This is a genomic window from Agarilytica rhodophyticola, from assembly GCF_002157225.2.
GTDB lineage: Bacteria > Pseudomonadota > Gammaproteobacteria > Pseudomonadales > Cellvibrionaceae > Agarilytica > Agarilytica rhodophyticola.
The window spans coordinates 6,417,877-6,431,572 of the sequence record NZ_CP020038.1; the positions used below are offsets into that span (position 1 = coordinate 6,417,877).

A 13,696-nucleotide genomic window follows, 5' to 3' on the forward strand; every position below is an offset into this window, starting at 1 on the left:
CAATTACATATGCCGTCTAGAAGTTGATATAGGGCCTGATATGTCTGCCAAATTCCCCTGGGCTTCGTCGCAGTCACGCGATAAGCATGAAAATTTTTATGAGCGATTAAGCAACAGTTCCTCAAGCGAACAGCAACAACAAATAAACGACTTATTAGCCAGCAATAAGCAATGGCAACAGCAGCTAGAACTGATGTTAGACACCAGCCGCTATGTACAAGAACAAATTATTTGTCACCCTAATCATCTAATAGATTTACTCAGCGATAACACCATAGCTAATGGGGATTTTCATCTCACCTACCATGACACCTTACAAAACCACGGCACACAAAGCCCAGAAGAATTCGATCGCTTCCTAAGACTATTTCGCGCCAAAGCCATGATGCGCATTATTTGGCGGGATTTTAATTCAATTGCATGTTTTCAAGAAACGGCTTTGGATCTGTCTTTGTTGGCCCGTGCTTGCCTTAACTCTGCCCTATTATTTCACCACCAACAACTAACCGAAAAATACGGTGAACCCAGAAATAAAGAAGGAGAAAAACAGCCTTTTCTCATCATCGGCATGGGCAAGCTAGGAGCTAATGAGCTCAATCTTTCTTCTGACATTGATCTTATATTTACGTTCTGCGAAAAGGGACAAACCGACTCACCTAAGCGCGCCTTGGATAATAATGAATTTTTCTCTCGTCTAGGTAAAAAAATTATTCACAGTATCGATGCCATGACCTCTGAGGGTATGGTATTTCGTGTTGACATGCGTTTACGTCCCTACGGGCAAAGCGGCCCCTTGGTACATAGCTTCAACGCCCTTGAAGAGTATTATCAAAGCCAAGGACGCGAATGGGAACGTTATGCCATGGTCAAGGCAGATGTAGTTGCCAGTAATGCTAGCGATGAACAAAAAGATAAATTGATGTCGATGTTACGCAGCTTTACTTATCGCAAATATATCGACTTCTCTGTTATCGATGCATTGCGAAATTTAAAGACAATGATCGTTCAGGAAGTAAAACGACGAGGTCTACAAGAGGATATTAAATTAGGGGCTGGTGGTATTAGAGAAATAGAATTTATAGCACAAGTCTTTCAGCTTATTCGCGGTGGTCGCGAACATGCGCTACAGCACAATGGTCTATTGACAATCTTACCGCTGCTGGCCGAATTAAATTGTTTGCCCAATAAAACCGTCGATAGTTTACAAAAAGCCTATATTTTTTTGAGAAATACCGAACACGCTATCCAGGGCTACAATGACGAGCAAAGCCAGAAACTCCCCACCAATAAAGACGCTCAAGCAGCACTATGTCGCGTGATGGCATTCGACAGTTGGCAACAATTTAGTGAGCAGCTCGATCATCATAGAATGTTTGTGCAAGAGGTATTCGCTGATCTTATTGCCGCGCCCGAGAATCAAGGCCAACAAAGCGAGCACCTGCAAAACTGGATATCATTTTGGCAAAGTAACGACGAAAAACAACACGCGCAGCAACAGCTTGCTGACTCCGGTCACGAAAACCCCGAACTTAGTTATCGAATTATTGATGAATTAAGAGCTTGGAAGGCACAAGCAAACATGCACAAAATTAGTCATGAACGCCTAGATACTTTCATGCCGGTTCTACTACTGAACTTAGAAAATACTCTAGCGCCAAGCGAGACCTTACAAAGACTGATAAAACTTATTAAATCCGTTGTGCGTCGTAGTGCTTATCTACTACTTTTAATCGAAAACCCGGAAGCATTGAAGCAGCTACTGAAGCTCACCCAAGCCAGCCCATGGTTTGGCGATCGCTTAGCCGAGCACCCGGCCTTACTAGATGAATTACTCTCTCCTGAAACCCTTTATCACCCTCCTCTGCGCCACGAATTACAATCGGAACTTACACGCTTAACATTACGTATTGCTGAAGATGACTTAGAAGCTCAGATGGAGGCGCTGCGATATTTTCGTTCAGCACACACATTACGAGTAGCAGCTTCAGAAATAACAGAAGCCTTACCGCTCATGAAAGTAAGTGATTACTTAACATGGATAGCAGAAGTAATACTCGACTATACATTGTGGCTGTGTTGGCGGGAGATGACCAGAAAACACGGCTACCCCGATGGTGTAGAAAAGGATATCCCCGAATTTATTATCGTTGCCTATGGCAAACTTGGTGGTATCGAATTAGGCCACGGTTCCGACTTAGATCTTGTGTTTATCCACAATGGCAGCACCAATGGTTACACAGATGGTAAACGCAGTTTAGACAACCAAACATTCTTTATGCGCCTAGGCCAAAAAATTATTCATTTCCTCACCACTAATATGCCCTCTGGTGATTTATATGAGGTGGATATGCGTCTGCGCCCCTCGGGTAACTCGGGCATGCTTGTCACCAGTGCCAACAGCTTTGCCAAATACCAACAAGAGTCCGCCTGGACATGGGAACATCAAGCGCTGGTGCGTGCTCGTGTTATTGCAGGTAGCAACACGCTGCGTAAAGAATTTGAAAATATCAGAGCCGATGTATTACGCCGTAAAAGAAAGCTTGATGTGTTAAATCGAGAGGTGGTTGAGATGCGCAACAAAATGCGTACCCACCTAGGTAGCGATGACAAAAATGAAGATGTTTTTCACCTTAAGCAGGATCAAGGCGGTATCGTCGACATAGAATTTATGGTTCAATATGGGGTACTCGCCTGGTCTCACTCTCACCCAGCGTTAGTAACATATACGGACAACATCCGAATATTGGAATCTTTTGCAGAAACCAATTTGCTGGACACTCATGAGGTCGACCAGCTCATAAAAGCCTATAAAGCATTTCGTTCAGCGGGACATCACTTGACCTTGCAACAGCAGCCAAGCATTGTCGATGCTGACCAGTTCGTTTGTGAACGACAAAGTGTCTCAAATATATGGCGGCACCTGATGACTTCATCTGCCGATATATAAAGAAACGTAATACAAGATCGAGATATCGAAATTACAGCCAAAACGAACAACAAACGAGAGCAAAATAGATTAATTAATTTGCATTATTGGAGAACTTTATGTCATTCGCAGACCGCGATGGTGTTATATGGTTTGACGGAGAATTGGTACCCTGGCGCGACGCCAAAGTACATGTTTTAACCCATACCCTGCATTATGGAATGGGCGTTTTTGAAGGCGTACGAGCTTATAATACCGCAAGTCAAAATACAGATGCAGGAAGCAGTGATAAAGGCACCTGCATTTTTCGATTAAAAGAACATACCGATCGCCTATTTCGCTCGGCACATATTATGAATATGAAGATGCCCTGGGATAAAGAAGCGATTAATGAAGCACAAAAATCTGTGGTTAGGGAAAACAACCTTGCTGAGGCTTATTTACGCCCCATGGTGTTTTATGGCTCAGAGGGTATGGGGCTACGAGCAGACAATCTAAAAACACACGTGATTGTTGCCGCTTGGGAATGGCCTACTTATATGTCACAAGAAGCCACCGAGAATGGTATCAAGGTAAGGACATCAAGCTACACTCGCCACCATGTTAATATTTCTATGTGCAAGGCTAAAGCCAACGGCCACTACATAAACTCCATGCTGGCCCTGAAAGAAGCCCTGGACTCCGGTTGTGAGGAGGCACTACTTCTAGACAATGAAGGTTATGTAGCAGAAGGTAGTGGGGAGAATATTTTTATCGTCCGCGAGGGTGAATTATATACACCCGAGCTTACTTCCTGCCTAGATGGTATTACCCGCAGCACCATTTTTCAATTTGCTGCCGATCAAGGCTTGAAAATCCACGAAAAACGCATAACCCGCGACGAAGTCTACGTTGCTGACGAAGCCTTCTTCACCGGCACAGCGGCTGAAGTTCTGCCCATCAAAGAACTGGATGGTCGTGCAATAGGCAATGGAAAACGCGGCCCAATTACGCAAATCCTTCAATCCATGTACTTTGAGACGATCAAAGGACAAAGGGAAGAATACTTCGACTGGCTAGCGCCAGTGAAAGCCTAAGTTTTACCCTGTAGCCCAACGTACTTAAGTGCGCTGGGCCAGGGTCTATCCAGTCTTGCCAATGGCGCCCGCTGTATTTCGAGGCCTGATCCCTTTACACTTCGAATTGTTGATATAACATGTTGCACTTCAAGGGAAAGCTCTTAATGTTAAATTAGAGCAACGGAGTGTTGTCGGCGCCAATTCGCCCAGCTCCGGCCCTCACTTAGAACCCTATTAATAAACCCCTAAGTTCTAGAAGCTGTTTTCTAGATGCTGTAAGAAGAGAGAACAGATTTGCAAAATTCCGGCCTCTACAAACGCCTTTTAAGTTACGCTTTCCAATATAAATTTTTTCTTGCTCTCAGTGTCTTTGGCTTTGTCCTATACGGCGCCATGGAAACATCGCTCGTGGCGATGCTCAAATATTTTGTTGACTACCTAAATAACGAACCTTCCGAAGCATTATATTTTTTACCTGCTGAAGTGGTAAATACTATTTATTTCGTGCCTTTGGGAGTAATAGTCTTGAGTGTACTAAGAGGGCTGGGTTCCTTTCTTGGTAATTTCTTCATGAGCCGAGTTGGTCTTAACGTTGTAAATAACCTTCGAAAAACTGTATTCACTCACATGCTTTATATGCCTCAAAGCTATTACGATCAGCGTAACAGTGGAGAGTTGGTATCTCTAATTATATATAATATAGAGCAGGTAACAGACTCAGTTACCAATGCAATCAAGATTATGCTTCGCGATGGCAGCGTCGTTATTTTCTGCTTAATATCAATGATCACAATTAACTGGAAGCTTACTCTTATATTTTTTGTCATCGCCCCCATCCTTGGTAGTATCATTTTTCTAGCTTCACGGTATTTTAGACGTAAAAGCAGAAGTATTCAGAGTGCTGTTGGCCAAATTACCCATATATCTACCGAATCGTTCCAAGGCATTAAGCTGGTTAAAAGTTACCTTGGAGAGAAGTACGAAAACGCGCGCTTTCAGAGTGCAGCCAATAATAACCTTGAACTTTCAACTAAATATGAACGGGTTAAGGCATTACAAACACCGATACTACATATTGTTATAGCTATATCACTGGCCTGTATTTTTTACTTAATCATGAAGATATGGAATGGTAGCGCTGCCGATGCAGTTGAGTATGTAGGCTACGCCGGCCTAATAGCCAAACCCTTTCGCCAACTCTCTACAGTTAATTCCATTATTCAGCGAGGTATGGCCGCAGCAGAAACCATCTTTGCCACTATCGATAGTGAAAGAGAGAAAGATAATGGACAGAAAACCCTAGAGCAGGTTAAAGGTAAGATTGTATTTAGAAATGTCAGCTTTAACTACAACGAAAATGAACAAGCAATACGCAATATTGATTTTGTGATTGAACCGGGTGAAACAGTCGCCCTAGTGGGTTCATCAGGCAGTGGTAAATCGACAATAGCCAGCTTACTACTGAGGTTCTACGAATCATCATCAGGTAGTATTACTATCGATGGTATAGAAATTAACGATATCCAAATGCAGAATTTACGTCACAATATCGCACTGGTTAACCAACAGACGACCCTTTTCAACGACAGTGTTCGTTCTAATATTGCCTATGGTAGTGACCTACAAAATGCAAGCGATGAGGACATTAAGTTGGCTGCACAAGGCGCCTATGCCAAGCACTTTATTGACAACCTAGACGACGGCTTCGAGACAAACATTGGAGAAGACGGAGGTTTACTCTCTGGGGGGCAACGTCAACGTATCGCCATCGCACGTGCACTCCTTAAAAATGCACCCATTTTAATTTTAGATGAAGCCACATCGGCCCTAGATAATGAGTCTGAAAAACATATTCAAGTAGATCTAGAACGATTAAAAGAAGGACGCACAACCCTAGTTATTGCTCATAGATTATCCACCATAGAGAATGCCGATAAAATAATCGTTATGCAACAAGGAGAAATTATTGAGCAAGGAAACCATCAAGAGCTTATGGCCAAAAATGGTGCTTATGTCAAACTTCACAATACTCAAATAAATAATGCCTAAAGCTCAATCTTTTGAAGTAGGTTCCATTTATAAGCTTTTCTAGATATAAGTTAAAATATTCTAATAGCCCCTCAGACACCCCCTCACAGCACTGCTAGTATAAAGGTTTAGGGTACCAACTAATCGTCTATTCTAGCCATTAAATAAATACAGCAGTGAATCACTTTTCCTCGCATAATCTCGTTATTGAAAATGGCTTAGACCTACAAAACGCTATCGCCTTAAGACAGCGTTTTATGGCGATCAATGAAGATCGGCTAGAGCGAATGCGCGGGGCATTATCCGATCGTCAGCAAGTGTTTATGGATTCCCTTGCCTTGTTGTTTCATGTCAACCATCCCATGCTACCGGGTTTTGTATCACGTCAGACGCCAGCACGTGTCGCTAATTTTAAGCCTAGCCGTCATGATTTATTAGTCGGCAAGTCGATTGCTAAAAGCTTCACCTTTACACTTCAGCCTGAAGCGAGAGACGATATCTACGCCATTTTCATAATGGGAAGTGTTGGCACCATTGCCCAGAGTGGCCGCAGCGACCTTGATATATGGCTTTGTCATCGACCAGGGCTGCCTAAAAAAGCTCTCAGGGAACTCGAACTAAAATGCGAGTACATTACTACCTGGGCATCGAAGATGCGCCTTGAGGTACACTTTTTCCTGATGGATAACGAGGCCTTCAAAGCGAGAAAGTTTACTGCGTTAAACAAGGAATCCAGCGGCAGTGCCCAGCAACTTTTGCTGCTTGATGAATTTTATCGCTCAGCTATTTATATTTGCGGCCAAATGCCATTATGGTGGCATGTGCCAGTGGATGCCGAAAGTCAGTATCGGGAGTACACTAACACACTGTTATATAAGCGTTTTGTCGCCGGAAATAGCGTGCTAGATTTCGGCGGCATTGACAAGATCCCGCCAGGAGAATTTCTTGGAGCGGGCATATGGCAACTGTATAAAGCGATAGAATCTCCTTATAAATCAGTGCTAAAACTGTTACTACTTGAAGTATATGTAGCTGAGTATCCCAATATCACCCCCTTAAGTCACACTTTCAAACATCTCATATATCAAGGCGAGTTAAACATCGATGCACTGGATAGCTACGTGATGATTTACCACCGCATCGAGCAATACCTCCTAGAAAAAGAACAATTCAAACGCCTAGAACTGGTACGTCGCTGTTTTTACTTCAAAGTAGGTAAGAAGCTATCGGCGCCCCCCCAAAATGCAAAGTCCTGGCAGCGCAAACTCCTGGAGCAATTTACTGAGTCCTGGGGGTGGTCGATGAAGCACATACAGTTCTTAGACAGTCGTCCAAAATGGAAAGCTGTTGAAGTTAACAACGAAAGAAGTTTATTGGTCGCCGAGCTCAATCATAGTTATCATTTTTTAATGGAGTTTGCTGGTACAGTAGGCGCAGGTAGAACACTATCCAGTGACGAGCAATTAGTTTTAGGACGCAAACTACAAGCGGCTTTTGAACGACGACCAGGCAAAATAGAGTGGATAAACCCGAGTATTTCAAACGATATTGCCGAAGATATCTTAATGTTGTCTGAAGTAGATAACGATAAGCTCAAAGGCCCGATATGGACTGCATTTAGCTGCCAATCCCTAGATATAAAGAAGCAAAACAGTACACCAATTAAATCATCAACCAACCTTATCGAGCTAATTTTTTGGTGCTACTTTAATGGTGTCATTGAGCAAAATACCAGGGTCGAGTGTGATCAGAGTATCGATATCACCCCTATTGAACTAAAGCGTCTACTGAGTACATTTCGCACCTGGCTGCCTTTACCTATGGCGCCTTTGAGCCACAGTTCATTTCAACAGACAGCAAAGTCCGAAACAGCATTATTTTTAATTAATGCAGGTGTATCTCCCACCCCTCAATTAGACAGTATTGGCTATCAACGCATGAGTGCTCGCAATGACGCACTTAGTTATGGTGGCTTTGAGGAAAACTTAGTAGCCTCTATAGATACTGTTGTGCGCAATAGCTGGAATGAAATTAACGTTAGGCATTTCAAGGGGAAAAACGCCCTCCTCGATGCCATCACCGAATACTTACAATTTACCATACCAGGAACCCATCAGCGCCCGCCTACAATTAAAATAGTATGTATTGGCAATGCTCACGCGACCACTATTAGCCAACGTGTAGAAAACTGGATTAACGAAATTACTCGCTGCTTTTTCGCGAACAAAGAATCCCAATATAATCGCTTCATATTTCAATTGGCAAATGCCTACTATTGCTTGCAGTTTAAAAGCATGAAGCCAAAAATTCAGGGATTTATGTCAGAGTCGCACCTCATTAGCCACTTGGAGCAAGAGCAACTCCATTACAGCCAAATCATCATGGACAGCCGGGCATTACCCAAGCACCCAATCAATACTATTTGTAAAAACAGTCGCGAAAACTCTATTGACGTGTTCTTTAGGCGCTTTGATATCGGCATAGAGATATATATCGTAGACGAGCGCGGTTCTGTTTTGAAAAGTGTATTTAGAGGTCGTCAAAATCACAACCCCTTAAGACCCCTATACCGCTTTTTACGTTCTGTACTCTATCGACAAGCGAATATCTACCCAGAATTCCATGGCAAATTCGGGATATACCCTATCAACGTTATGGAGCTTGTCAAAACAGAAGACGGAATATATCAGGCCAAGCCCAGAAAAATCGTACAAGAACCTTTACAAGTGACTAAGTTTGATTTCAAAGTTGTCGCCTTTGCAGACGGTGACAATGAAGTGCGCTACAACTTTTATTGTGAAGACCAAGAATTTGCAGTAGATATCTTTGGCGATCAGCTCGAGCTTGTAATAGGCCAGTTCATTCTGTCTCGTCGCGACAGCAATGCATCCTACCCCATATATATCACAGATTTAGATTTGAGCATGGTAATGGATAAAATAGCACGGGATGACCGCCTGCAAATAGTCCACTATTTAAGGATAAAACACCGTCTAGAAGCCCAGCTGAACAAGTCCATTAATGTTTTAATTAATGCCTAATATCTATAAATAGCCGCATCAATGATCAAAAAACACCCAAACACTTTTACCGAGCTTTTTGCTAAAACAACTTATTTTCCTCTCTAGGCTCTTAAATTACTGTATTTTTATATCTTTAAACAGCGTTCTATTAGTGTTAATAGGCCCTAATGGGTATACTCCGTTTTTTCATAACAGAGTAGGTACGCCATAAGATGCTATTTTTACCTAAGTCTTCAGCTTGGCACTCTAAAGTGACATCAACCTTACTCTATGCTGCTGTCATCCTGTATCTCTGCGCATGCGGTCAAACGGGCGAGCTAACCTTGCCAGATGACCCTAAACCAGAGCAGAAAGAGCAACAAGAATAAAGGTATGGTCATCCCGTACATAGTTTGACCTATATGCAGTCTGGCCCATATCTAGCCTGGCCACAGAAAAGATCGGAAAAGATAGATCAGACAAGATATAGATCAGACAACATATAGAAACGAGAAGTTGAAATGCAAGAAATCACGCAACAAGGCAATGAGCTTTACCTGGAAAACACGTCCCTAAATGGGATAGCAAATCAGTATGGAACCCCTTCATATGTCTACAGTAAGGCGGCCATTACCGATTCATACCACGCTTATACTAAAGCATTGGGTGATTACCCAGGAAAGATTTGCTACGCCGTTAAAGCCAATTCCAACCTAGCAATATTACAAATATTGGCTGCTCTTGGAGCGCATTTTGATATTGTCTCTGGTGGCGAACTAGAGCGAGTATTGCGCGCCGGCGGTGCCGCAAATCAGATTATTTTCTCTGGCGTAGGTAAGTCTAAAGCGGAGATGGAAAGAGCTTTAGAGCTTGGCATCGCATGTTTTAATGTGGAATCAGAAGCTGAACTGGTGACCTTATCCGCTGTTGCGGAAAAAATGAATAAGCAAGCCAACATTTCTCTGCGTGTAAACCCAGATGTAGACGCTAACACTCATCCTTATATTTCAACTGGATTAAAAGAGAATAAATTTGGAATTGCCATTGATGATGCTGTGAGGATCTACTCTTGGGCAAACACATTACCGAATATTAATATTGTAGGTGTGGACTGCCATATTGGCTCTCAGCTCACAGATATTACGCCTTTTCTTGACGCTCTAGATCGACTGCTGATACTCATCGACCAATTACAAGAAGCCGAGATTACGATTCAACACATCGACCTTGGTGGCGGCATTGGTGTCGTCTATCGCGATGAAACGCCGCCTGCAATTGATACTTACTTGGCTAAAGTCAAAGAGAAAATCGCCCCAAGAGGACTAGAATTAGTGCTTGAGCCAGGGCGTTCTATCGTGGGGAATGCCGGCTTATTGTTAACTGAAGTCATGTACTTAAAACCAGGTGAGCACAAGAATTTTGCTGTAGTTGATGCTGCTATGAACGACAATATTCGCCCAGCGTTGTATCAGGCATGGCAAGATCTCAAGCCTGTTGTAGTCGACTCAGAAGAGCAAACTTTAACTTGGGACATTGTCGGCCCCATCTGTGAAACCAGTGACTTTCTCGCCAAAGAGAGAGAGCTCGCCTTGAAACAGGGAGATCGCTTAGCCCTGCTCTCTAGTGGAGCCTACGGTTTTGTTATGGCCTCTAATTACAACACACGCAACCGCGCACCAGAAATTTTGGTGGATGGCGACAAAAGTTACCTGATTCGCGAGCGCGAGAGCTTCGCCGATCTCATACGCGGCGAACATCTTCTGGAAAATATCTAACATGCGTTTGCGCTTTACCAAAATGCACGGTCTCGGCAACGACTTTGTGATGATCGATGGCATTTCCCAAAAAATTAACCTGACGCCTGAGAGAGTGCGTAAGCTCGCTGACCGCAACTTCGGCGTCGGCTGCGATCAGGTTTTGCTAGTAGAACCGCCGCAGACACCTAACGCCGACTTTCGCTACCGTATTTATAATCAAGATGGGGGCGAAGTAGAAAACTGCGGCAACGGTGCCCGTTGTTTTGCGGCATTCGTGCGGCAACGTGGTTTAACGGTAAAAAATAAAATAGAGGTAGAAACCACCAACGGCAACCTTGTGTTGCATGTACACGAAGATAATCGTATTACCGTTGATATGGGGGTGCCTGTTCTGGAGCCAGAAAAAATCCCATTTAAAGCAGCGAACTATGCGTCGATATATCCGTTAGAAGCTGGTGGTCGTTCATTTGAAATTTCTGCCGTCTCTATGGGTAATCCCCACTCTGTGACACTGGTAGATGATGTAGAAAGCTTTCCCGTTGAACGCTTTGGCCCACTGATCGAAAAGCATAAGCACTTCCCGAAACGAGTGAATGCAGGATTTTTACAGATTTTATCCCGCCGAGAAGCCAAATTGCGAGTATTCGAAAGAGGCGTTGGTGAGACGCTCGCCTGCGGCACAGGCGCTTGTGCTGCCATGGTGGCTGGCCGTTTGCGCCAATTACTCGATCACACAACTGATATTCATTTACCTGGAGGCACCTTAACCTTAACTTGGGAGGGGCAAGGTAAGCCTGTTATGATGACAGGGCCAGCAGTATCTGTTTTCCAAGGTCAAATTAAACTATGAGCGAAAGATTTTCTGCAAACCCTGAAAAGCTTAGTCACGAACAAGTGGCAAAATTTTTAGCTGAAAACCAAAATTTTTTCTCACAATACCCAAACTTGCTTGCCCAACTAGAGCTGCCTCATAACAGTGGTCAAGCAATATCTCTTGTGGAAAAACAAGTATCGATACTGCGTGAACGCAATATCGAGATGCGCCAACGGCTTAATAATTTGCTAGAAAATGCCCGTGAAAACGACCAGCTATTCGATAAGACCAAACGTCTAGTGCTGGCGCTGCTGGAGGCTAAAACACTTCCCGAGCTGATTGACGCGCTATATCACAGCTTTAATAAAGACTTCGGTATTCACTATACCAGGGTGATTTTATTTGGCAGTAATGGCGTTAATGCTGGCGAAGCTAGAATTGAATCCATTAATACAGCCAAGATCGCTATAGGCAAACGCCTTAAATCTGTTAAAGCAGTTACTGGAGGAATTGACGTAAAAGAGATGGAATTCTTATTCGACTCAGATGCTCAAAATGTGGGCTCTGCAGCCATGACAGTACTAGAACACGGCAATATCTTTGGTGTATTGGCTATCGGTAATCAAGACCCAACTTATTACCGTTCAAGTATGGGAACCCTATTTTTAGGCTATATCGGTGAGATACTCAACCGCATATTACCTAAGTACCTGTAGATTTAGTAGCTTTAACCTCCTAACAATAATATTCTAGGAATTATCCAAGAATTACTTAGGTGTTTATACGCCACTGGCTCGCATAGGTAAGATTGACAGCCTCCGTTCACCTTATCATCTGCTGATAAAATGCGAAGGCTGCCGGGGCATCAACCTATATTGGTTGACCGCCGTAATTAGATTCAGGACGCTTAGGAGGATCAGACATAGTGCTTGAGCCCACCTGTGTTATCTGCCCACCTTTATTTAAGAACTCTTCGATCTGTGCTTGAATGCGTTGTCGTTCAGCGTCTTTTACCGAAACTGATGCATCACTTTCAGTACTAGCTTCGACAGTAGCATTCTCTTCACCGACATCGTCCAATTGATCAGTTGATAAATCTTGATCATCTGTACTCATGTTACAACCTCATAAATCGCAGCAAGAATTTGATGAAAATTCCGATAAAGTTATAGCTCATTTTTTTTCCTACAACAACTTTACAGAATTATTTTTAGTTTATTTTGCTATAAAAAAACACCTTAATTTGATTGCTTATAGCGGTATGGAACAGGGAAAAAATATACTCCCAGGACATTTGATTTGTCAAAAAGTAAATGACGTAATATCCAGACTTGTTCACACTAATTTTAGCTTATGACATAAGGTGTATAGCTTACATACACCTTGGCAATTATAGACAACTAAAAGGGCAAAATTGTTCTATGTGATATATCACAATAAAGTTAGCAACCATCTGAAAAACAAACACATCAAGGTTACAAGGACATCATGCTCTATACTATGACTAATATATGATTTTGTTTACAAAAAAATTAATGCAGAGCAATTAAATTGCGTCAGGCCCGGTTTCACCAGTGCGAATTCTGATAACGTCATCACAGGCTGTAATAAAGATTTTACCGTCACCAATCTTGCCCGTTTGCGCAGCTTGAGAAATTGTCTCCACTGCGGCATCAACAATCTCGTCCTTTAAAATCATTTCTAATTTTACCTTAGGCAAAAAATCCACCACATACTCAGCACCACGATAAAGCTCGGTATGACCTTTTTGGCGACCAAACCCTTTAACTTCTGTCACGGTCATCCCTTGCACACCAATTTCTGACAACGCACTGCGCACATCATCAAGCTTAAAGGGCTTTACTATTGCTGTAACTAACTTCATTACTGATTACCTTAATGTTTTATTTTGTCTCTGAATCCGAATGGCTCGAGGCTTACATTTCGTTGTAATTTACACCCTAAATATAACAAACTCAAAGCTATAAAATACAACATTTAATGTTATAGAAATGTGTATGTAAGAAAGTGAAATACCTAACAACTCCTTTACAGACATTCAAGCAAGCAAAAAAAAGCCGGGCATTGCCCGGCCAACAGAAGTAAATAGT

The 13,696-nt window shown here is 42.7% G+C and carries 10 protein-coding genes; 8 read left to right on the top strand and 2 right to left on the bottom strand.

The genetic code is table 11. From position 1 onward, the window contains the following. Nucleotides 1-40: 40 nt before the first annotated feature. The 8 genes from glnE to BVC89_RS26580 all read left to right on the top strand — a co-directional run bounded on the left by glnE (nt 41) and on the right by BVC89_RS26580 (nt 12,301). Nucleotides 41-2,947, top strand: coding sequence for a bifunctional [glutamate--ammonia ligase]-adenylyl-L-tyrosine phosphorylase/[glutamate--ammonia-ligase] adenylyltransferase (glnE, locus tag BVC89_RS26545; protein WP_086934109.1), 2,907 nt, complete (start codon nt 41-43; stop codon nt 2,945-2,947). A gap of 98 nt (nt 2,948-3,045) precedes the next feature. After that, nucleotides 3,046-4,002, top strand: a complete 957-nt coding sequence (locus tag BVC89_RS26550) for a branched-chain amino acid transaminase (protein WP_086934110.1) — start codon at nt 3,046-3,048, stop codon at nt 4,000-4,002. A 276-nt stretch (nt 4,003-4,278) separates the two neighbouring features. Further along, nucleotides 4,279-6,033, top strand: coding sequence for a lipid A export permease/ATP-binding protein MsbA (msbA, locus tag BVC89_RS26555; protein ID WP_086934111.1), 1,755 nt, complete (start codon nt 4,279-4,281; stop codon nt 6,031-6,033). Between the two features lie 155 nt (nt 6,034-6,188). After that, nucleotides 6,189-9,053, top strand: a complete 2,865-nt coding sequence (locus BVC89_RS26560; protein ID WP_245929246.1) for a class I adenylate cyclase — start codon at nt 6,189-6,191, stop codon at nt 9,051-9,053. A gap of 194 nt (nt 9,054-9,247) precedes the next feature. Further along, nucleotides 9,248-9,403, top strand: coding sequence for a lipoprotein (locus BVC89_RS26565; protein WP_103654314.1), 156 nt, complete (start codon nt 9,248-9,250; stop codon nt 9,401-9,403). 132 nt (nt 9,404-9,535) lie between these two features. Next, complete coding sequence (gene lysA, locus BVC89_RS26570) at nt 9,536-10,789, top strand: diaminopimelate decarboxylase (RefSeq protein WP_086934112.1); 1,254 nt, start codon at nt 9,536-9,538, stop codon at nt 10,787-10,789. Between the two features lies 1 nt (nt 10,790). Continuing rightward, a complete protein-coding gene (dapF, locus tag BVC89_RS26575; protein ID WP_086934113.1) occupies nt 10,791-11,621 on the top strand; it encodes a diaminopimelate epimerase in 831 nt (276 codons plus the stop codon). Next, complete coding sequence (locus tag BVC89_RS26580) at nt 11,618-12,301, top strand: DUF484 family protein (RefSeq protein WP_086934114.1); 684 nt, start codon at nt 11,618-11,620, stop codon at nt 12,299-12,301. The genes dapF and BVC89_RS26580 overlap by 4 nt, the downstream gene beginning before the upstream one ends. A gap of 154 nt (nt 12,302-12,455) precedes the next feature. Here the strand turns inward: BVC89_RS26580 and BVC89_RS26585 are convergent, their stop codons facing one another. Together BVC89_RS26585 and BVC89_RS26595 are read right to left on the bottom strand one after the other, a co-directional pair. Next, a complete protein-coding gene (locus BVC89_RS26585; RefSeq protein WP_086934115.1) occupies nt 12,456-12,701 on the bottom strand; it encodes a hypothetical protein in 246 nt (81 codons plus the stop codon). Nucleotides 12,702-13,131: 430 nt separating this feature from the next. Beyond that, nucleotides 13,132-13,470, bottom strand: coding sequence for a P-II family nitrogen regulator (locus BVC89_RS26595; protein ID WP_086934117.1), 339 nt, complete (start codon nt 13,468-13,470; stop codon nt 13,132-13,134). Nucleotides 13,471-13,696: the final 226 nt, after the last annotated feature.

Coding starts and splice junctions, on each gene's coding strand:
- BVC89_RS26550 (WP_086934110.1), top strand. CDS start 3,046: ATGTCATTCGCAGACCGCGATGGTGTTATATGGTTTGACGGAGAATTG.
- glnE (WP_086934109.1), top strand. CDS start 41: ATGTCTGCCAAATTCCCCTGGGCTTCGTCGCAGTCACGCGATAAGCAT.
- BVC89_RS26565 (WP_103654314.1), top strand. CDS start 9,248: ATGCTATTTTTACCTAAGTCTTCAGCTTGGCACTCTAAAGTGACATCA.
- dapF (WP_086934113.1), top strand. CDS start 10,791: ATGCGTTTGCGCTTTACCAAAATGCACGGTCTCGGCAACGACTTTGTG.
- BVC89_RS26595 (WP_086934117.1), bottom strand. CDS start 13,470: ATGAAGTTAGTTACAGCAATAGTAAAGCCCTTTAAGCTTGATGATGTG.
- BVC89_RS26585 (WP_086934115.1), bottom strand. CDS start 12,701: ATGAGTACAGATGATCAAGATTTATCAACTGATCAATTGGACGATGTC.
- lysA (WP_086934112.1), top strand. CDS start 9,536: ATGCAAGAAATCACGCAACAAGGCAATGAGCTTTACCTGGAAAACACG.
- BVC89_RS26580 (WP_086934114.1), top strand. CDS start 11,618: ATGAGCGAAAGATTTTCTGCAAACCCTGAAAAGCTTAGTCACGAACAA.